Source organism: Thiomonas sp. DCM-2, from assembly GCF_056820905.1.
The window spans coordinates 1,660,559-1,680,955 of sequence record NZ_CM165962.1 but is presented as its reverse complement, the minus strand read 5'-3'; the positions used below and the strand labels follow the sequence as shown (position 1 = coordinate 1,680,955).

The window sequence follows — 20,397 nt, the reverse complement described above, 5'->3', positions numbered from 1 at the left end:
AAAATGTGTCAAGCGTGTATCGGTCTGTGTGGAATGGGATTGAAGAGTGGGCACGCTGACGCTGCGCCGTGGCTGGACGCAGGCAGGAGGAATGCACGGAAATCCACCGCTGCGACATGCGCGCCGTGCGGCGGCTAGGGCCTGTTCACGCTATTGGTGCACCCGCGCAAGAAACGGGCGAGCGCCGAAATGTGAGTCGATCAGTGCGGGGGGCTCAGGCCCTGACGCAATCGACGAAGTAACGCCGGGTTCCGCCCGCGTCGGTCTCCGTCACCAGCCCGTGCACGTCCGTGGCAAATCCGGGAAACCGCAGATTGAAGTCGCGGGCGAACTGCAGGTAACGCATGATGGGCGCGTTGAAACGCTCCCCTGGAATGAGCAGCGGAATGCCCGGCGGATACGGCGTGACCAGCGCCGCCGTGATGCGGCCTTCGAGCTGGTCAATCTCCACGCGCTCGATCTCGCGGTGCGCCATCCTGGCGTAGGCCTCGGTCGGCGTCATGGCCGGTTGCAGATCGGACAGGTACATCTCGGTGGTCAGCCGCGCCACATCTTTTTCGCGGTAGGCCTCGTGAATCTGCTGGCACAGATCGCGCAGTCCGATGCGCTCGTAGCGAGGATTCTGCGCCACGAATTCGGGCAGGATGCGCCACAGCGGCTGGTTGCGGTCGTAGTCGTCCTTGAACTGCTGCAGCGCCGTGACCAGGGTGTTCCATCGCCCCTTGGTGATGCCGATGGTGAACATGATGAAAAAGCTGTAGAGCCCGGTTTTCTCGACGATCACGCCGTGCTCGGCCAGAAAGCGGGTGACGATGGCCGCTGGAATGCCGGTGGCATCGAAATCGCCGTTGATGTTCAGTCCCGGCGTGACGATGGTGGACTTGATCGGATCGAGCATGTTGAAGCCATCGGCCACGGCGCCGAAGCCGTGCCAGCCATCCTCGGCGTGCAGCAGCCAGTCGTCGCGTTCGCCTGTACCCTCTTCCGCCAGCGTGTCCGGCCCCCAGACCTTGAACCACCAGTCCCGGCCATAGTCGGCATCGACCTTGCGCATGGCACGGCGGAAATTCATGGCCTCCAGAATGCTTTCCTCCACCAGCGCGGTGCCGCCCGGCGGCTCCATCATGGCCGCGGCCACATCGCACGAGGCGATGATGGCGTACTGCGGCGAGGTGGAGCTGTGCATCAGATAGGCCTCGTTGAAGCGGTGAAAATCGAGTTGCTGGTTCTGCGCGTTCTGCACAAGAATCTGCGAGGCCTGGCTCAGACCCGCAAGCAACTTGTGGGTGGACTGGGTGGAAAACACCATCGCTTCCTTGGTGCGCTCGCGGTTCGGGCCGATGGCGTGCATGCCGCGATAGAAATCGTGAAAGCACGCGTGCGGCAGCCAGGCTTCGTCGAAATGCAGGGTGTCGATATGGCCGTCGAGCATCTGCTTGATGGTGTCCACGTTGTAGAGCACGCCGTCGTAAGTGGACTGGGTGATGGTGAGCACGCGCGGCTTGACCTTGCCCGCCAGGTGGCGGGTGAGCGGGTTCTCGGCAATCTTGCGGGCGATGTTCTCCGGCTTGAACGCCTCGCGCGGGATCGGGCCGATGATGCCGTAATGGTTGCGTGTGGGGGTGAGGAACACTGGCAGCGCCCCGGTCATGATGATGGCGTGCAGGATGGACTTGTGGCAGTTGCGGTCCACCACCACCACATCACCCGGCGCGACCGTGGAATGCCACACCATCTTGTTCGAGGTGGAGGTGCCGTTGGTCACGAAAAACAGATGGTCGGCGTGAAAGATGCGCGCCGCATTGCGCTCGCTTGCCGCCACAGGGCCGGTGTGGTCGAGCAACTGGCCGAGTTCGTCCACCGAGTTGCAGACGTCAGCGCGCAGCAGGTTTTCACCGAAGAACTGGTGAAACATCTGCCCCACCGGGCTCTTCAGGAAGGCCACGCCGCCGGAATGCCCGGGGCAGTGCCAGGAATAGGAGCCGTCGGCGGCATAACCCACCAGCGCCCGGAAGAACGGCGGCGGCAGCGAATCCATGTAAGCACGCGCCTCGCGGATGATGTGCCGCGCAACGAACTCCGGCGTGTCCTCGAACATGTGGATGAAGCCGTGCAGTTCGCGCAGGATGTCGTTCGGAATATGCCCCGAGGTGCGCGTCTCGCCGTAGAGGTAGATGGGGATTTCGGCGTTGCGGAAACGGATTTCTTCAATGAAGGCGCGCAGCGAGTGCAGCGCCGCGGGCTCGACACCCTCCTCGGCAGTCGCGAATTCTTCATCGTCGATCGACAGAATGAACGCACTCACCCGGCTTTGCTGCTGGGCGAAGCTGGACAGGTCGCCGTAGCTGGTCACGCCGAGCACCTCCATGCCCTCCTTCTCGATGGCCTGCGCCAGCGCGCGGATGCCGAGGCCGGAGGAGTTTTCCGAGCGGAAGTCCTCGTCGATGATGACAATGGGAAAGCGAAAATGCATGACGGCTCCGGCACGGAAGGGATAAAGTGCGAGAGTGTAGGAAATCCCGATGACCCAATGAAGAACGACGTTGCAACCCGGAAGGCGCACTGATGGACAACCCGACTGCCTGGTGGATACTGGCCGGATTTTTTGTCGCCATGGAATTGGCGAGCGGCACGTTCTACCTCCTCATGCTCGCCATCGGCGCGGTGGCTGGTGCGCTGGCCGCGCATGCCGGTCTGCAGCCCCCGCTGCACTGGGTGGCATTCACCGTGGTGGGCGGCGGTGCGGTGATTGCGCTCTACCTCAGCCGTCGTCTTCTGGGCAAACGCACTGCGGACGATGTACGGCACGACAACCTCGATCTCGGCGCCACCGTGGACGTGTCCGGCTGGTCTGCAGACGGCGTGGCGCGGGTGCATTACCGCGGGTCTGACTGGAGCGCCCGCCCGGTGCGGCGCGGGCCGCTGCACACCGGCCCGCACCGCATTGCCGGGCAGGATGGCAATGTGCTGCTGGTTGAACCTCTGCCCGCCGCGCTCAACCCCGCACCGGCCGACAGCAAGGCGCAACACCATCCGGGCTGAAGCACGCAGCAGCCCCCATCCTGATTCAACCCGAGGGAAACTCTCATGGAAATCGCCATCATTCTGGCCGTCATCGCCGTGCTGTTCGTCAGCCGAGGCATCAAGATCGTGCCGCAGCAAAACGCCTGGATTCTGGAGCGCCTCGGGCGCTACCACGCCACCCTGCAACCGGGTCTGAACATCATCATTCCCTTCATCGACAGCGTGGCCTACAAGCACTCGCTCAAAGAAATCCCGCTCGACGTGCCCAGCCAGATCTGCATCACCAAGGACAACACCCAGCTCACCGTGGATGGCGTGCTGTACTTCCAGGTGACCGACGCCATGCGGGCCAGCTATGGCTCGTCGAACTACATCGTCGCCATCACCCAGCTGGCGCAGACCACCCTGCGTTCGGTAGTCGGCAAGCTCGAACTCGACAAAACCTTCGAGGAGCGCGAATTCATCAACCACAGCGTGGTGAACTCCCTCGACGAGGCCGCCGCCACCTGGGGTGTGAAGGTGCTGCGTTACGAAATCAAGGACCTGACCCCGCCCAACGAAATCCTCCACGCCATGCAGCGCCAGATCACCGCCGAGCGGGAGAAGCGCGCCGTGATCGCCACCTCGGAAGGCGCACGCCAGCAGGCGATCAACGTGGCGGAAGGCGAGCGTCAGGCCTTCATTGCCCGCTCGGAGGGGCAGAAGCAGGCGGCCATCAACCATGCCCAAGGTGAGGCGGCGGCGATCGAGGCGGTCGCCAGCGCCACGGCGCACGCACTGGAAGTTGTTGCTGCGGCGATTCAGAAACCAGGCGGAACGGAGGCGGTGCAGCTCAAGGTCGCGCAGCAAGGGCTGGAGACCTACGCCAATCTGGCCAAGACCAGCACCACACTCATCGTACCGGGCGACATGAGCCAGGCGGCCGGCCTCATCGCATCGGCCATGACCGTGCTGAAGAAGACGCAGTGAGTGCAACCGTTTCTGCCGCGTCGCTCTCTGCCCGGGCCGTGGCCCTGGCTGCGCTGATCGAGCCCGATCCGTTGCGCAAGGCCCGGCTTGCTTCGACCTTGCGCGCCGAACTGGACGCGGGGCGAGCGTCCATCGACCCGGCGGCAGACGTGCAACCCGCAGCGGGCATCGCCCTGCCTGGCCGCCCGGAGAGACCCGAGCTGATTCCCGCGCAGCAAATGCCACGCCGCAATCCGCGCGACCCCAGAGGCCATGCCGCGCTGCTGCACTCCATTGCGCATATCGAATTCAACGCCATCAATCTGGCACTCGATGCCGTGTGGCGTTTCCCGCACGTGCCCGAGGATTTTTACCGCGACTGGATTCGCGTGGCCGCCGAGGAGGCCGAGCACTTCAGCCTGCTGCGCGAGCATCTGCAAGGCATCGGCGCTGAATACGGCGACTTTCCCGCCCACAACGGACTGTGGGACATGGCAGAGAAAACCCGCGCTGACCTGCTCGCCCGCATGGCGCTGGTCCCGCGCACACTGGAGGCACGCGGGCTGGATGTGAACCCGAGCATCCGGGCCAAGCTCGCCGCTGCAGGAGACCAACGCGGCGCGGAAATTCTCGACCGTATCCTGGCCGACGAGATCGGCCACGTCGCCATCGGCAACCGGTGGTACCACTGGGCCTGCGCGCGTGCGGGACGACCGCCGATCACCACTTATGACGAACTCGCTGCCACTTTCGGCGCACCGCGCATCAAACCGCCATTCAACCGCGACGCCCGCCTCAAAGCGGGTTTCAGCGCGGAAGAAATGGACTGGCTGGAGCGGGAGTCACATTGAGCAATCCGGCTTGAAATTCAGCCGTTCCGCCTGGAACCATGCTTTTCAGCGGCATATCGGCGGGGATTCATGGATTGACACCAGGGAGGTCCGATCCTTCAAACCCGCCCGCGTCAAATCCGCATCATCCGTACTGTCGTTGCCGCAGCGCGAAAATGCTGCCGTCATGGTTGTAATCTCGACAGGCAGATTCGCCAGGAGCAAACAGATGGGTTCCACGACTTTTCGTTCCCGATTCATGCATCTCGCCCTGGGCGCATGGCTGGGAACCCTGTTGCTTGCAGGCACTGCGCAGGCGCAGACGCTCAATCGGTCTCTTGCCGACCCAGCTTTGCTCAACGTCCTGAACCAGCCCTTGCGGGCCTGCAGTCATGCGCCGCTGACGGGATATTTGCGCGATGGCTCCTGCGCCGTGAGCGCACAGGACGCCGGCATGCATGGCGTGTGCGCGGTGATGAACGCGAAATTTCTGGCGTACACCAAGGCACAGGGCAATGACCTGTCCACTCCCAATCCCGCAACGCGATTTCCCGGCCTGAAGCCCGGCGATCACTGGTGCGTCTGCACCGGCCGCTGGCAGCAGGCGCTCGATGGCGGCGCCGCTCCCAAGGTTGTATTGGCAGCAACCAGCAAGGCCGTGCTGAACTCCCTGTTTCTGGACGACCTGGCCAAGCATGCGGTCGACCCACCCGCACACCTGCCGCCGCAGCCGATGCCGGGTCGCTGAGCCTGCGGGTTCAGCGCCCGGTGCGGTGGATGTAGCGATTGAGTTGCGCCATGTCGGACGAGGTGCGGCGATAGAGGTGATCCAGGCTGATGATGGCCACTTCCAGCAACAGCACGGCCAGCAGGGGGCGCTCCAGGCGCAGGCGGTTGTACATGGACCGACTGATGCGCAGCAGGCGGGTATCTTCGCCGGCGCGCAGGCGCACTTCGCGCGGCTTGCGGTCGAAAAAGCTCATTTCTCCCAGCATTTCGCCCGGCATGATCTTGCCGAGCTCCATTTCGCTCTCGGGCAGTTGCGCCATCAGGCAGCCTTGCCCCTCGAGGACGAAGAACAGGCTTTCGCCGACCTGACCGATGTCGGCAATGACTTCGCCCTTTTTCGGCGCCATCAGATCGCAGTAATCGAGAAAGTCGTGGATTTCTCGCCGTGTGAGAATGGTGGTGTCGACGAGTTGTCCGAGAAAGTGGGCCAGGGATTCGCGATCTTCGGAGGTGATGGTCAGGCGGTCCATGATGGGATTTCTAGAGTGGAAACAAGGATCGGGAAAGAATCAGAAACGCATCGTATCGACCACTGACCTGTTTTCATAGCATCTTGCTCACAGTCCAAAGTAGCTGCGGATGCCCGACAGCAGCATGTTGACCGCGATCGCGGTCAGAATCAGGCCCATGAGCTTCTCGGCGGCGTTCATCACCGAATCGCCCAGCCACTTGAGCAGGGTTTCGCTCATCAGCAACAACCCGCCGGTCACGGCCACTGCCGAGCTGAGCGCGCCCACCCAGGTCCAGATTTCGCCAGGCTGGCGCGAGGCCAGCAGCAGCACCGTGGCCAGAGCCGAAGGCCCGGCCAGCAGAGGGACCGCCAGCGGGAAGATCAGCGGCTCGCGCCCGCCTTCGCCACCGAAGATTTCGGACGTCGTGGAAAAGATCATTTTGATCGCCACGAGCAGCAGGATGACCCCGCCAGCCACCTCGATCGACGGCTGACTGAGGTTCATCAGCTTCAGAAAGCCGTGTCCGCCAAACATGAAGGCCAGCAACACGGTGTAGGCGATGCCGATTTCGCGCAGTGCCACCGGCAGTCGGCGCTTGGGTGGCAACTTGCGCATCACCGCGATGAAGAACGGCGTATTGCCGAACGGGTCGAGAATCAGCAGCAGCAATACAAAGGCGGACCAGAAATCGTCGTGTGCCATGTCGAGAGGCGCGTTTCAGGCGCGGGGGTGATGACGGGCGTGCAGCGTCTTCAGCCGCTCCCGCGCAATATGGGTGTAGATCTGAGTGGTGGAAATGTCGACGTGGCCGAGCAGCAATTGCACCACACGCAGATCGGCGCCGTGATTGAGCAGATGGGTGGCAAAGGCATGGCGCAGGGTATGGGGCGAGAGCGGGATGTCGATGCCGGCCTTGCGTGCGTGAGTCTTGATCAAGGTCCAGAACATCTGCCGCGTCATGCCCACGGACTCGCGTGCGCTGTGCCCGCTGCGCGCGGTGACGAACACGAAGGGGCTGTCGCGGCCCTGCAGCAAGGCATGCCGGGCGGTGTGCAGATAGCGCTGCAGCCATTCCTGCGCGGCGTCGCCGAAGGGCACCAGCCGTTCCTTGCCACCCTTGCCCGCAATCTGCACCACGCCCTGATCGAGCGACAGGCGGACCACCGGCAGCGCGACCAGCTCGCTGACGCGCAGTCCGCTGGCGTAAAGCAGTTCGAGCATGGCGCGGTCGCGCAGGCCCAGCGGGGTGTCCACATCGGGAGCGGCGAGCAGGGCTTCGACCTGCGCCTCGCTCAGGGTGTTGGGACGCCGGGCGGGTTGACGCGCCATGTCGAGCTGCAAGGTGGGATCATCGTGGCGAAGATGCTCGCGCAGCGCCCAGCGAAAGAAGCGCCGCAGCACCACCAGCCGCCGATTCGAGGAGGTGGCCTTGCTCTGTGCAAAGCGGGCGGCGATATAGCCCTGCACATCGCGCAGTTCAGCCTGCGCCAGCGCGGGCCGAGCCGTCTGCGCAAGCCAGCGGGCAAACAGGGTGAGGTCGCGGCGATAGGCCGCGAGCGTGTTGGGCGACAGGCCGTCCTCCAGCCACAGGGCGTCGCAGAATCGGTCGATCACTGCGGCACTCGCACCGGATGCTGGCGGCCAGTGCGCTGATGCCTGATCTTCAGGCATGGTGGCATGTCCCTTCATGCCGCAACAGCCAGCGCTTGATGCCCAGAAGGTGTCCGTTGCCATCGCTTGAATGCGCAAAACCGCCCAGGCCATGACGTGCCACAATGCGGTGACAGGGAACGACAGGTGCAAAAGGATTCGCAGCACACGCCTGCCCCACGGCCCGCGCGGCGCTGCGCAGTTCGACTGCGGCGTCACCATAGGTGCGGGTCTGGCCGCAAGGGATCTGTTGCAGCAAAGCCCAGACACGGCGCTGAAACGCGGTGCCGCTATCCGCCAGGGGCAGACTGAAAACATGCGACGGATCGGCGCAATAGGCATGTAACTGACTGGCAACCTCGCGGCAAAGAGCAGACTGTGGTGGGATAAGCGGCGCATCAGGCGCCAGATAGTCCAGCAGCAGAACCGCGTCCGCAGTGCAGGTCAGCCGCATGCGTCCAAATGGCAGGGCAATGACGGCACGCTGTGCATCGGGATATGACAAAACATCTGTGGAGCGCATGATGGCATGTTGAACGACAGATCAGGCAGACAGGATACCCCGGCGCCCTCTGGGGAACCGTCTTTGTTCGAAAATGTTCCGATGCTTTCGTCTTCTCCCGATGTTTCCAATGCGCTCCCACGCGTCGCAGCGGGTTGGCCCGCGCTCGATCAGTCCTATGCCGAATTGGGCGCAGCCTTCAGTGTGCCTGTGGCGGTCAACGCCCTCCCCGACCCTGTGCTGGTCGCCAGCAGCGCCGAGGCCGCGGCGCTGGTCGGCCTGACGCCGCCGCGCACTGCAGCGGAAGAACACGATTGGGCGCTAGCCTTTGGCGGCCATGTCGGGGCCATCAGTGGCCACAGCCGAGCCACGGTGTACGCCGGGCACCAGTTCGGCAACTGGGCTGGACAGTTGGGCGACGGTCGGGCCTTGCTGCTGGGCGACTGGCCCGACCGCAGCGGCGGCGTGCACAGCGGCGGCTACGCGAGCTGGGAAATCCAGTTCAAGGGCAGCGGCCTCACCCCGTTTTCACGCATGGGCGACGGCTGGGCGGTGCTGCGTTCATCCATCCGCGAGTTCCTTTGCTCCGAAGCGATGGCGGCACTGGGCGTGCCCACCACGCGGGCACTGTGTCTGGTTGGGTCGAGCCGACCTGTGCGGCGCGAGCGCATGGAAACCGCTGCCATGGTGACGCGGCTGTCGCCGAGCTTTGTGCGCTTCGGCCATTTCGAGCACTTCAGCTACAGCAGCCAGACCGCGCAGTTGCGCCAGCTGGTCGACTGGGTGATTGCGCGGTACTGCCCCCAGTGCGCGGCCGCCCCGCAACCTGCTCTTGCCCTGCTGGAATGGGTGGTGGCGCGCACTGCGCATCTCATCGCGCAATGGCAGGCGGTGGGTTTCATCCACGGCGTGATGAATACCGACAATATGTCCATCCTGGGCTGGACCATCGATTACGGCCCCTTTGCCTTCCTCGATGGGTACGACCCGCTGCACACACCCAACACCACCGACCGCGGCGGGCGGTACGCGTATGGCCGCCAGCCCGCAATCGCGCACTGGAATCTGCTGGCGCTCGGTCAATCGCTGCTGCCGCTGATCGACAAGCCCGAGCGTGCGCTCGAGGCGGTCGATGCCTTCCGCCCGCACTATGTGCAGGCGATGCAGCAGCGGCTCGCCGCCAAGCTGGGGCTGGAACGGCTGCTGCCTGACGATGGCGATCTGTTTCAGGATCTGCTCGATGTCATGGCCGCCAACCGCAGCGACTGGACGCTGACCTTCCGACTGCTTGCTGATCTGCCTGCCGATCCGCAGGCCCAGATTCCCGGCCCGCTGGCGGCGCAGTTCGCACGCAACCCCTTGGGGTTCTCTCAGTGGGTGGCCCGCTACCGCGCCCGCCTGCAGGCCGAGGCCCGCGACGCTGCCACCCGTGCGCGGGCCATGCATGCGGTAAACCCCGCCATGGTGTTGCGCCATCATCTTGCGCAGGCCGCCATCGTCCAGGCCGAGGGCGGCGATTTTTCCGAGGTCAGACGCTTGCTGGAGGCATTGCGCCGCCCTTTCGACGCGCAGGCCCTGCCCGCACACTACACCGCAACGCCGACGGACGAGACTCCACCGGCGCGCCTGTCCTGTTCCTCCTGAAAGGAAGCACCATGTCCAAGCCGACCACCGAAGACCCGAACGACGCCGTCTGGCGCAGCAAACTCAGCGCAGAGCAGTACCGCGTCACCCGCTGCAGTGCCACCGAGCCGCCGTTCACCGGCCTTTACTGGGATCATCATGGCGACGGCATCTACCGCTGCGTGTGCTGCGGCGCGCCCCTGTTCGACTCGCGGACCAAGTTCGAGTCGGGCAGCGGCTGGCCCAGTTTCTGGCAACCCACGGCGCAGGCGCTCATCCGTGAGGTGCGCGACACCACCCACGGCATGGTGCGTACCGAAGTGCAGTGCGCGCAGTGCGGCGCCCACCTCGGCCACGTCTTCCCCGACGGCCCCAATCCGACTGGCCTGCGGTACTGCATCAACTCCGCCGCGCTGGACTTCGCCGACCGCGCGTCGTCTGCCGACTGAGGCACCGCAACATCCGGGAACTGTTGCGGCCCGGGCGCACTCCATCCTTCAGCTGCAACGGCCGCCGCCTTGCGGCTTTTGCAAGAAAGGAGAAGGCGATGTCTCTGGCAGTCCTGGTGCTGTATCTGCTCGTTGTCGGCGTGATTGGCCTCGGGGTGGGTCTGGCGGTGCAATTCTGGCGCGATGCCCGTTCCACCCCGCCGTCTGCACCCAGGTGAATCAGGCGAGGTTGGTTGCCCCCATGGCTTGCGCCAGTCTGCGCGTCTGGGCAAGCGCCGCCGGATCGGGCTGGGCCTCGGTGTTCCAGCCCTGCAGATGCGTTTCAAGCAGACCGCTGAACGCCTGCGCCCAATGCGGGTCGGCGTTCAGGCAGTCGATGTAGCGGAAGGTCTTGCCGCCGCTGGACAGAAAGGCCTGCTTGCCCTCCATGGCGATTTCCTCCAGGGTTTCCAGGCAATCCACGCTGAACCCGGGACACACCACATCCACCCGGCCGACGCCGTCCTGCGCCAGCTTGCGCAAAGTGGGTTCGGTGTAGGGCTGCAACCATTCCTGCTTGCCGAAGCGCGACTGAAACGTCACCTGGTAGTCCGAGGCAGGCAGACCCAGTCGCTCGGCGAGCAGGCGGCCTGTCTGGTGGCATTCACAGTGATACGGATCACCGAGTTTGAGGGTGCGTGCGGGCATGCCGTGAAAACTCATCACCAGCTTGTCCGGCCTGCCGTTTTGCCGCCAGTCGGCGTCGATCTTGTGCGCCAGGGCATCGATGTAGGCAGGAACATCATGAAAGTGATTGAGCACGCGCAGCTCTGGCACGCGGCGGCTGCGACGCGTCCAGGCGGTCACTGCATCGAGCGTGGAGGCTGTTGTGGCGGCGCAGTATTGCGGGTAGAGCGGCACGAGCAGGAGGCGGGTGACGTTCTGCTGGGCCAGATCGTCCAGCACGCTGCTGACGGATGGATTTCCGTAGCGCATGGCATAGCGCACCTGAAGGTGATGTCCGCGTGCGGCCAGTTCTGCGGCGACGGCCTGCGTCAGGTCTGCGGTACCCGTCTGCAGAGGAGATCCACGCTCGGTCCAGACGGTCGCGTATTTCGCGGCGGACTTGGAGGACCGGATCGGAAGAATGATGCCGTTGAGAATCAGCCACCAGATGGGCTTGGGAATTTCCACCACACGGGGATCGCTCAAAAACTCGCCCAGGTAGCGACGCAGTGCCGACGTGGTAGGAGCGTCCGGGGTGCCGAGATTGACAAGCAGGATGGCGGTTGTTTTGGGCGCGCCGTGGAGGTAACCGGTCGGGTCGGAAAGGGGCATGGGCAGCGGATCAGTGCGGATGAATCTGGAACATGACGGTCGGCGCGGTCGGGTCGGTGGGTTTGGCGCCGAGGGTGATTTCGCCCTGCCCGTGCAGCACGCATTCGTTGCGACGCAAGGCCAGAGTGGTGTCGTTGCCGGTATAGCGCACCCAGGTGCCGTTGCTGCTGAGGTCGGTCAGCATGAAATAACTGCCGCGCCAGTCGATGCGGGCGTGCTGGCGCGATACCCGAAGGTCGTTCACCAGAAAATCTGCGCCTGTCGTGCGCCCGATGACGATGGGCATCTGGTCGGCTGCATAGTCCACGGCAAAATCGAGCCACGACAGGTTGAGCAACTGGCTGCTGTAGTCGATGCGCGAGGGGACCTGTGGCATGGTCTGTCCCATGTCGACCTGCGCCTCCCAGTCCACTTGATGCACCGGAACTGGAACGTCATAGCCGCGCAAGAAAATCGCCCCCAGGCTGCGCAGGCGCCCCAGCAATTCGAGCGGAAGCGCCTCCATCACGGCGTCGCCGATCAGAATCTGCCCGGCTCCAGCGGAGTCGGACAGGCGTGATGCGGCATTGACCGGGTCACCGAAGCAATCGCCCGGCGCCAGCACGACGAAGCCCCGAGAGATGCCGATTTTGAGTGGAAGCTTTTGTCGGGCCCCAGTGGCATCGACGGCGCCCGCCGCGGAACAGGTGCGCTGGATGTCGATGCAGGCATTGAGTGCCGGGGTGTTGTGCTCGAAGGTGGCGAGGATGCCGTCGCCCAGGGTCTTGACCACCTCGCCGCCCGCCGTTCTGAAACTGCGGGCCATGCTTGACACCACCTGGGTGACCAGCGCTGTGGCCTCGGTGTTGCCCAGGGATTGGAAAAGCGCGGTACTGCCAGCGACGTCGGCAAAGACGATGGTGCGGACAGCAGTTTTTCGCGCTTGAGTCATTCCTGAAGTCTAGCGTGTGCGCCCGCTGACTGTCCGGCCAGCGGGACGACGCGATCAGAGCGTGTCGAGGAAGCTGCGCAGCTTGTCGGAGCGCGTGGGATGCTTGAGCTTGCGCAGCGCCTTGGCCTCGATCTGGCGGATGCGCTCGCGCGTCACGTCGAACTGCTTGCCCACTTCTTCCAGTGTGTGGTCGTTGGCCATCTCGATGCCGAAGCGCATGCGCAGCACCTTGGCTTCGCGCGGGGTGAGCGAGTCGAGGATTTCCTTGACCACGTCGCGCAGACCCGCCTGCATGGCCGCCTCAGTAGGAGCCAGGGTGCCGGAGTCTTCGATGAAATCGCCGAGATGCGAATCGTCGTCGTCGCCGATGGGCGTCTCCATGGAGATCGGCTCGCGTGCGATCTTGAGGATCTTGCGCACCTTGTCCTCGGGCATTTCCATCTTCTCGGCCAGCACGGCGGCGTCCGGCTCGGTCCCTGTCTCCTGCAGGTGCTGACGCGAGATGCGGTTGACCTTGTTGATGGTCTCGATCATGTGCACCGGAATGCGGATGGTGCGCGCCTGATCGGCAATCGAACGCGTGATCGCCTGACGGATCCACCAGGTGGCGTAGGTGGAGAACTTGTAGCCACGACGGTATTCGAACTTGTCCACCGCCTTCATCAGGCCCACATTGCCCTCCTGGATCAGGTCGAGGAACTGCAGGCCGCGATTGGTGTACTTCTTGGCAATGGAGATCACCAGCCGCAGGTTGGCCTCGATCATCTCGCGCTTGGCTTCCCGGGCGGCCTGCTCGCCCAGACTCATCTGGGTGTTGATTTCCTTCAGGTCGTCCAGCGGCACCACGACACGGGTCTGGATGTCGATGAGCTTTTGCTGCAGTTCCTTGATGGCCGGCACATTGCGGCTGAGGATGACGGAGTAAGGCTTGTTCGCCGCGACATGCCTGTCCACCCACTTCAGGTCGAGCTGATGGCCTGGGAAGGACTTGATGAACTCTTCCTGTGGCATGCCGCAGCGATCGACCGCGTAACGGCGAATTTCGCGCTCGTAACGGCGCACCTCGTCCACCTGGGCACGCAGCAGGTTGCACAGCTTTTCGACGGTGCGGGCGGTGAAGCGCACTTCCATCAGGGCGTTGGAGATGGCCTCCTGCGCCTTGAGATAGCTGGCCGAGCGATAGCCGTCCTTGTCATAGGCACGGCGCATTTTCATGAACGCATCATGCACCTCGGCAAAGGCCTCGAGTGCCTTGCCCTTGAGCTCTTCGAGCTTCATCGACGTGGCACCGGCGCCGCCGTCCTCGTCTTCCTCGCCGCTTTCATCCAGCGAGTAGTCGACGTCTTCCTCGGCAACGTAGTCGTCGGACTCGTCGTCGGAGACCATGCCATCCACCACTTCATCGACCGGCAGTTCGCCGTTGTGAATCCGTGCGGCCATGGCCAGGATTTCTGCCACAGTGGTCGGCGAGGCCGAGATGGCCAGCATCATCTGGCGCAGACCGTCCTCGATACGCTTGGCGATCACGATTTCGCCCTCGCGGGTCAGCAGCTCGACCGTGCCCATTTCACGCATGTACATGCGCACGGGGTCGGTGGTGCGTCCAAATTCGGAATCGACGTTGGACAGCGCCGCCTCGGCTTCTTCTTCCGCCTCCTCTTCGCTCGACGCGGTGGGGCCGTGCTGGTTGAGCAGCAGGGTTTGCGCGTCCGGCGTGGTTTCATACACCGCAATGCCCACGTCGTTGAGCATGGACACAATGGTTTCCATCAACTCGGGGTCGGCCAGGTTGTCGGGAATGTGATCGTTGATCTCACCGTAGGTCAGGAACCCACGGGTCTTGCCCATCTTGATGAGACTTTTCAAGCGTGCGCGCCGACGCCCCAGTTCCTCGTCGGTGATGTTGGAGTCGTCATAGCCGAACTCCTTGAGCAACTGCTTTTCCCGGGCGCGAGAGGCCTTGCGGGTCTTGGGCGCGGGGACCGCAGCCACCTCCTCGACCACCTCGACCGCAGCGACTTCCACGTCAACCTCGGCAACGTCGGCATCCTCAGCCACGTCATCGGGCAGATCCTCTTCCGCCTCCACGATCTTGGCCTTGCGGCCACGACGCGCAGCGGGCTCCTCGACAACCGCAGGCGCGGCCACCTTGGCCGGGCGGCCACGCTTGGGCGCTGCGCTCACGGCGACGGCTGACGCGTCCGCAACCACAGCATTTGCTGCCGAGCGCTTGGCAGGCTTGGTCTCAACCACCGTGGACTTCCCCGCCACGGTACGGCTCTTGCCGTGCGGCTTTTCCGCAACAGCGCTCGCTTCGGTTTCGACCGCCGCCTTGCGGGATGCAGACTCCTTGTTGGGAGCCTGAGTTTTGGATTGCGCTTTCGTCATGGTGGACCTCAACCTGCTGTGATCGATCGGCAGGAAAAAAAGAAAGGAAAATCAGGTGCAGTATGTAGGGTGAAACGACAAAATTCAAAGTGCAATCAACCCGGCGCGCGCAAGAAAATCTCCAGTGCACCATCGACATGTCTTGCTGCGCATTGCTCGGTGCCCGATGTCGCGGTTGCTGAACATCCTGCGCTCCGGGGACTGAACAAGCCAAACGCGCATTGTCCCAACCGACGAACGAATGACATTCAAGTGCATGTTATAAATGCTGTTGAGGGTGCGCTTCCAAGGGGATGGTGCGGAGTTTCGGTCGGCAGGCACGCCAGTTTCTCATGCAACAGACTCGTTGCGTGCCTGGTTAGAGCGCGACCTGCGCACGCGGTTCTGGTTCTCTATCGCACAACACTTGTTTCAGATCGCTGACTTGCTCGCTGTGTTCATCGGCTGGCCTGTACGCTGCCCGCGTGGTGCTCGTATTTGTGCCAGTATCGGTGCCAGTATTGTTGCCCGTACGGCGACGCCGATGCTTGCTAAACGTGGATTTTACAAAAAACCCATCATTGTCTGCTGGCCCAGCCCCGGCGTCAACGTGCAATGGCCTGCTCTGATCTCCTTCCCTGAATTCGTCTGTCAAACGGGCAAGACGAAAGCGCATCGAACATCTGCAACAACGAACAGGACGCGCATTTGAAATCCCTCTCTTCCGGCTCCATGGTCTGGAGTGTCAGCGCATTGGTGCGGGCGTTTTCCGACGCACTCAATGCAAGGTTCAACAGCCTCACCATCAGGGGTGAAGTCTCGGGTCTGGTGCGCGCTTCCAGCGGACATCAGTACTTCAATCTCAAGGATGGCGTGGCGCAATTGCGTTGCGTGTTGTTTCGCCAGCGTGCGGGCGCCAGCGCGTTTGCACTGCGCGACGGGATCAGTGTGCGGCTTCGCGCCACCGTGGCGATCTACGAGCCGCGGGGCGACTTGCAGCTCATCGTCGAGAGTGTGCAGGCCGATGGCGAAGGTGCACTGCTTGAGGCGTTTTTGCGCCTCAAGGAAAAATTGCAAGCCGAAGGGCTGTTCGCGGTTGAGCGCAAGCGCGCCATGCCGTCCATGCCGCGCGCGATCGGCATCATCACGTCCCTGCAGGCCGCGGCACTGCACGATGTGCTGACTGCACTGCGCCGCCGGAGTCCACATGTCCGCGTGGTGGTTTACGCCGCGAGCGTGCAGGGTGCTCAGGCGCCGGGCGAATTGGTGGCCGCGCTGCAGCGTGCACAGGCCCGACGCGAGGTCGATCTGCTTCTGCTGGTGCGCGGTGGCGGCAGTCTGGACGATCTGTGGGCGTTCAACGACGAAGGCCTGGTTCGCGCAATTGCCGCCAGCATCCTGCCTGTTGTCAGCGGGGTTGGCCACGAGACCGATTTCACCCTGGCCGATTTTGCCGCCGACCTGCGCGCTCCCACCCCCACGGCCGCCGCCGAACTGGGCGTGCCCTCGCAAGCGGCGCTGTCTGGCGCACTCGATCATCTGGCGCACCGTCTGCACACCGCAGCGCGGCGTCATCTTCAGCGCGAACAGCAGCGCTGCGACCGCCTGGCCTTGCGCTGGCCCCAGCGGGCCGCCCTGCTCGCCGCACCGTTGAGCCGACTGGCGCAATGGCAGTGGCGGCTGCGACAAGGGCTGATCGGTCTGCCTCGCCTGCACGCGCAGCGCCTGCAACTGATGCAGAGTCAACTTGTGCAGGCGCTGCAACGCCGCCTGCCGCTGGAGCGCGAGCGGCTGAATCAACTGACGCTGAATCTGTCCAATGCCAAAAGTCGCCACCTACGCGAAACCGGGCACCGGCTCGACCAGGCCGCGCAACACCTGCAATTGCTCAGCCCCCGCGCCACGCTGGCGCGCGGTTATCTGCTTGGCATGGACGCAAGCGGCCGGGTGCTGCGCGACCTGTCGCAACTGCATGCTGGCGAGGCGCTGCAACTCGCCGACGCCCGGCGTGCCGTCCACCTGGACATCCAGCACATCCGTGAGCTGCCCCATCCGCTTGACTCGGAATGAGAGCCCGCGCGGGGATCCGGGCCAGATCCTTTGATGGAGAGAATGGAGCCGTCACGCAAACGCCCCGGGTGCTTGCACCGGGGTGATCGACCGCGCTGCGTGCAGTTCCATGGGCACTCTGGACAGAACGATCAGCCTGCGCGTAGCGCAAAAAAATCCCCCGTGTACCTGAGATATCGGGGGACTTTCGCAAAAAACAGGCTGCCGCATGAAGTGGCGGAGGCATCAGACTGGTAGGCGGTATTGGAATCGAACCAACGACCTCTTGCATGTCAAGCAAGCGCTCTAACCATCTGAGCTAACCGCCTACGAAGCCGCACATCATAGCATCATTTTTTGTGAACTCGAGCGATTACTTTCGCGACGCTTTGAGTACGCCGGGGACGTTGGCAATCAGGGTCAAGGCGTGCTTGAGCTTGGCACTGCTGGCAAGTTGCACAGTGAATCGCATCTGCGCCAGATCGCCGACCGAGCGGGTGTTCACCCCGATGACGTTGATGCGCTCCTTGGTCAACACATCGGAAATGTCGCGCAGCAGGCCCTGGCGATCACTGGCACTCACTTCCAGATCAATGGGATAGAGAGCGGCGCCAGCGTCCTGTCCGGCCCAGGTCACGGCAATCACGCGCTCGGGATGTTGCTGGGCGATGTTGCGGAAATTTGCACAGCTTGCACGATGCACCGTCACGCCCTTTTCGCGCGTGACAAAACCGCCAATGGCGTCTGGTGGCGCGGGCTTGCAGCACGCCGCCAGTTGGGTCAGCAGCGATCCCATGCCGACCACCAGAACCTGCCCAGCGGATTTTTTCTGCAAGGCGGCGCCACTGGCCAGTTGAATGGACTCCTCGGATGCAGGCGCAGACGGGTCAGCCCGCAGGTAGGCCTCGATCTGACGCTGGGAAAATTCGTCCTTGCCAACGCGTTCAAACAATTCATCGGCTGTGCGAAAGCCCAGTCCTTCCGCGAGAGCCTGCAGGCTGAAACTGGTCTTTCCCTCGCGCTGCAACAGCCGCTCCACCTGGGAGCGCCCTTTGGCGACGGTTTCCTGCTGCGCAATCTGGTTGAACCAGGCGCGAACCTTGGCGCGAGCTCGCGGGCTGCGCAGGTAGCCCAGTTCGGCGTTGAGCCAGTCTCGAGACGGCCCTCCCTCCTTGGCGGCGACGATCTCCACGGTCTGCCCGCTGCGCAGCGGTGTGGTCAGTGGAACGAGCGCACCGTCAACCCGCGCTCCGCGACAGCGATGCCCCAGATCGGTGTGCAGGGCGTAGGCAAAATCCACCGGCGTCGCGCCCTGTGCAAGCTCGACAATGCGGGCCTGTGGTGTCAGGACGAAGATGCGGTCTTCCGCGTCCTGTTTTGCAGAGGTTTCGGCGAGCGCGGCCGATGCCGATTCATGCGTTCCCGCAAGTTCTTGCTGCAAGGCCAGGAGTTGCCGCGCCAGCGCGATGCGCGATTGATAATCCCCGGCCTGCGACTGGCCCTGATAGCCCTTGGCCCCGGCCTCCTTGTAGGCCCAGTGCGCCGCGCTGCCCTGTTCAGCATAGGCATGCATGGCTTCGGTGCGGATCTGGATTTCAAACACCTGCCCGGCCTCGGTTCGCACCACCGTGTGCAGGGATTGGTAGCCATTCGGCTTTGGCTTGGCGATGTAATCGTCGAATTCTTCGGGCAAGGCAGTCCACATGGCATGCACCGTGCTGAGCGCGGCGTAACACGCGCTGACGTCGGCGACGATGATCCGCAGGGCGCGCAGGTCCATGACCTGCTCGAATGCGAGTTGCTTGCCTTGCATCTTGCGCCAGATGCTGTAGATGTGCTTGGGCCTGCCCACCACTTGCGCCGCAATGTGCTGGTGCTGCAATTCCGTCTGCAGACGGCCGATGGCCGCGGCAATGCCCTGCTCACGCTCGACGCGGCGCTCATCGAGCTTGCGGGCAATCTCCTTGTAGATGGTGGGCTGCGACAGACGGAAGGAGAGATCTTCGAGCTCCCACTTCACCTGCCAGATCCCCAGGCGATTGGCCAGCGGAGCGTAGACCTCCATGCTTTCCGCCAGAAAAGCTGCAGGCGCCATTTGTTTTGTGCGGGTGTAAAACCGCAGGGACTGCAAACGCGAGGCCAGTCGCAGCAAGGCAACGCGCAGATCGCGCGAGAACCCCAGCAGCAGGCGCCGCAGCAACTCGGTATGCCGACGCCGGAGTTCGGCCTCATCCGGCCCGCCGCGCGCCATGCGCGACACCTCGACCAATTTGCGGGTCTCGACAGCCAGGTCGGCCAGCGCATCGCCAAAATGCTTGCGCAACTGATCTTGCGGATGCGCCAGATGCGGCACGACGAGGTTGAGATAGGCAGTCGCCTGGGCTTCGGCATCTGCGCCCATATCGGCAAGGATGCTGCGCACGCCATCGGCATGCTCCAGCGCGGGCTCGCCGGTTTCGAGCACGACGGTGTCGATCAGCGCGACCGAGTAGGCGCGCGCCTGCACCACGCGCGCATCGGCGCAGGCGTGATGCGCAGCGGTGTCCAGCGGTTCGGGCGGGTTCGGAATCACGACAGCAGAAAATCGCGCACGATGCGCACCTGATCGTCCTGCACCAGAGTGGGCGCGTGGCCGACACCCGGCAGTTCCACCACGCGCGCCTTCGGGCCGCGCTGTGCCATGGCCTGCGCTGTCTGGCGGTTGAGAATGTCGGAGTCCGCGCCGCGCAGCACCAACGTGGGCGCGGTGATCTGATCAAAAGCCTGCCACAGGGCAACTTCGCCTGCGGCGATGGCCTGCGCGGTCGACGCGGTGAAGGGTTGGGACAGCGCCGGGTCGTAATGCAGCCGCCAGCCCTGCGCCTCGGGGCGGAGCATGGGCCGGGTCAATGCCATCCACTGCTCGGGGGTGTGAGGGCCAAAGCCCTCGGAGATCTCGCGTAGGGACGCGGCAGCCTGCTCAGGCGTGTTGAAATGCATTTTCCGCCCCACGTAACTGGCGATGCGCATCAGCCCACGCGGGTCCAGTGCAGGACCAACGTCGTTGAGCACCAAGCGTTCGATCGGGCTGTGCCGCAGGCCCGCAAGGCCAATGCCGATGAGTCCGCCCAGCGAGGTGCCCACCCAGGCGAGTCTGCGCGCACGCAAGCGGGCCAGCAGGGTGACCAGATCCGCCATGTATTGCGGCACCTGGTACAGCGCCGGGTTGTCGAGCCAGTCAGATTCACCGCGGCCAGGCAGATCCGGGCAGACCACGCGGCGGCCTGCTTGCAGCGCCTGCGCCAGCACATCGAAATCCCGTCCCTGCCGGGTCAGACCGTGGACGCAGACGACCACATCGTCACAGTCGGGGTCGCCCCATTCCCAATAGGCCAGACGATGCAGACCGCCGGGATGCAGGCATTGCACAGAGGCGAGACGGGGCTGGTTTTCCACGGCGATCAGGAGGGGCAAGACGATCGGGCCA

Annotated in this window: 18 protein-coding genes and 1 tRNA gene; 8 read left to right on the top strand and 11 right to left on the bottom strand. The window is 63.8% G+C overall.

The genetic code is table 11. From position 1 onward, the window contains the following. Positions 1–214 precede the first annotated feature (214 nt). Entirely contained in the window at positions 215–2,473 is a 2,259-nt protein-coding gene (locus tag AC1ZQA_RS08100) for an Orn/Lys/Arg family decarboxylase (protein ID WP_482676474.1), read from the bottom strand. 92 nt (positions 2,474–2,565) lie between these two features. Here AC1ZQA_RS08100 and AC1ZQA_RS08095 point away from each other — a divergent pair, with 92 nt between their 5' ends. From AC1ZQA_RS08095 to AC1ZQA_RS08080, 4 genes are read left to right on the top strand one after another with little or no spacing between them, the layout of a single operon-like run. Next, positions 2,566–3,042, top strand: coding sequence for an NfeD family protein (locus AC1ZQA_RS08095; protein WP_482676473.1), 477 nt, complete (start codon positions 2,566–2,568; stop codon positions 3,040–3,042). Between the two features lie 45 nt (positions 3,043–3,087). Next, positions 3,088–3,993 carry an SPFH domain-containing protein gene (locus tag AC1ZQA_RS08090; protein ID WP_482676472.1) on the top strand — a complete coding sequence of 302 codons (906 nt, stop codon included), beginning with the start codon at positions 3,088–3,090 and terminating at the stop codon, positions 3,991–3,993. Then, on the top strand, positions 3,990–4,823 hold the full coding sequence (locus AC1ZQA_RS08085; protein WP_482676471.1) for a ferritin-like domain-containing protein: 834 nt from the start codon (positions 3,990–3,992) through the stop codon (positions 4,821–4,823). The genes AC1ZQA_RS08090 and AC1ZQA_RS08085 overlap by 4 nt, the downstream gene beginning before the upstream one ends. A gap of 10 nt (positions 4,824–4,833) precedes the next feature. Then, positions 4,834–5,550, top strand: coding sequence for a DUF2237 family protein (locus AC1ZQA_RS08080; RefSeq protein WP_482676470.1), 717 nt, complete (start codon positions 4,834–4,836; stop codon positions 5,548–5,550). A 10-nt stretch (positions 5,551–5,560) separates the two neighbouring features. On the opposite strand, the gene AC1ZQA_RS08075 is transcribed toward AC1ZQA_RS08080, so the two are convergent. The 4 genes from AC1ZQA_RS08075 to AC1ZQA_RS08060 form a co-directional block, all read right to left on the bottom strand. Continuing rightward, entirely contained in the window at positions 5,561–6,061 is a 501-nt protein-coding gene (locus tag AC1ZQA_RS08075; RefSeq protein ID WP_482676469.1) for a Crp/Fnr family transcriptional regulator, read from the bottom strand. An 87-nt stretch (positions 6,062–6,148) separates the two neighbouring features. After that, positions 6,149–6,745, bottom strand: a complete 597-nt coding sequence (locus AC1ZQA_RS08070) for a MarC family protein (RefSeq protein WP_482676468.1) — start codon at positions 6,743–6,745, stop codon at positions 6,149–6,151. A gap of 15 nt (positions 6,746–6,760) precedes the next feature. Continuing rightward, on the bottom strand, positions 6,761–7,714 hold the full coding sequence (xerD, locus tag AC1ZQA_RS08065; protein ID WP_482676467.1) for a site-specific tyrosine recombinase XerD: 954 nt from the start codon (positions 7,712–7,714) through the stop codon (positions 6,761–6,763). Next, entirely contained in the window at positions 7,707–8,216 is a 510-nt protein-coding gene (locus tag AC1ZQA_RS08060) for a methylated-DNA--[protein]-cysteine S-methyltransferase (protein WP_482676466.1), read from the bottom strand. The genes xerD and AC1ZQA_RS08060 overlap by 8 nt, the downstream gene beginning before the upstream one ends. Before the next feature lie 81 nt (positions 8,217–8,297). Here AC1ZQA_RS08060 and AC1ZQA_RS08055 point away from each other — a divergent pair, with 81 nt between their 5' ends. Then, positions 8,298–9,839, top strand: a complete 1,542-nt coding sequence (locus AC1ZQA_RS08055) for a protein adenylyltransferase SelO (protein ID WP_482676465.1) — start codon at positions 8,298–8,300, stop codon at positions 9,837–9,839. A gap of 11 nt (positions 9,840–9,850) precedes the next feature. After that, positions 9,851–10,267: a peptide-methionine (R)-S-oxide reductase MsrB gene (gene msrB / locus AC1ZQA_RS08050; protein ID WP_482676464.1), complete on the top strand. Its 417-nt coding sequence runs from the start codon at positions 9,851–9,853 to the stop codon at positions 10,265–10,267. Between the two features lie 219 nt (positions 10,268–10,486). On the opposite strand, the gene hemH is transcribed toward msrB, so the two are convergent. The 3 genes from hemH to rpoD are packed head-to-tail and all read right to left on the bottom strand — an operon-like array spanning position 10,487 to position 14,903. Then, complete coding sequence (gene hemH / locus AC1ZQA_RS08045; protein ID WP_482676463.1) at positions 10,487–11,584, bottom strand: ferrochelatase; 1,098 nt, start codon at positions 11,582–11,584, stop codon at positions 10,487–10,489. Positions 11,585–11,594: 10 nt separating this feature from the next. Continuing rightward, positions 11,595–12,515 carry an adenylate/guanylate cyclase domain-containing protein gene (locus tag AC1ZQA_RS08040; protein ID WP_482676462.1) on the bottom strand — a complete coding sequence of 307 codons (921 nt, stop codon included), beginning with the start codon at positions 12,513–12,515 and terminating at the stop codon, positions 11,595–11,597. Positions 12,516–12,569: 54 nt separating this feature from the next. Continuing rightward, positions 12,570–14,903, bottom strand: coding sequence for an RNA polymerase sigma factor RpoD (rpoD, locus tag AC1ZQA_RS08035; RefSeq protein ID WP_482676461.1), 2,334 nt, complete (start codon positions 14,901–14,903; stop codon positions 12,570–12,572). 265 nt (positions 14,904–15,168) lie between these two features. On the opposite strand from rpoD, the gene AC1ZQA_RS08030 reads away from it, so the two are divergent. Further along, positions 15,169–15,594: a hypothetical protein gene (locus tag AC1ZQA_RS08030; protein WP_482676460.1), complete on the top strand. Its 426-nt coding sequence runs from the start codon at positions 15,169–15,171 to the stop codon at positions 15,592–15,594. A 20-nt stretch (positions 15,595–15,614) separates the two neighbouring features. Then, positions 15,615–16,952 carry an exodeoxyribonuclease VII large subunit gene (xseA, locus tag AC1ZQA_RS08025; protein WP_482679296.1) on the top strand — a complete coding sequence of 446 codons (1,338 nt, stop codon included), beginning with the start codon at positions 15,615–15,617 and terminating at the stop codon, positions 16,950–16,952. A gap of 231 nt (positions 16,953–17,183) precedes the next feature. Here xseA and AC1ZQA_RS08020 read toward each other — a convergent pair. The 3 genes from AC1ZQA_RS08020 to AC1ZQA_RS08010 form a co-directional block, all read right to left on the bottom strand. Then, positions 17,184–17,260: transfer RNA gene (locus AC1ZQA_RS08020), tRNA-Val, on the bottom strand. 44 nt (positions 17,261–17,304) lie between these two features. Then, positions 17,305–19,503 carry a RelA/SpoT family protein gene (locus AC1ZQA_RS08015; RefSeq protein ID WP_482676459.1) on the bottom strand — a complete coding sequence of 733 codons (2,199 nt, stop codon included), beginning with the start codon at positions 19,501–19,503 and terminating at the stop codon, positions 17,305–17,307. Continuing rightward, complete coding sequence (locus AC1ZQA_RS08010; RefSeq protein WP_482679295.1) at positions 19,500–20,375, bottom strand: alpha/beta fold hydrolase; 876 nt, start codon at positions 20,373–20,375, stop codon at positions 19,500–19,502. The genes AC1ZQA_RS08015 and AC1ZQA_RS08010 overlap by 4 nt, the downstream gene beginning before the upstream one ends. Positions 20,376–20,397: the final 22 nt, after the last annotated feature.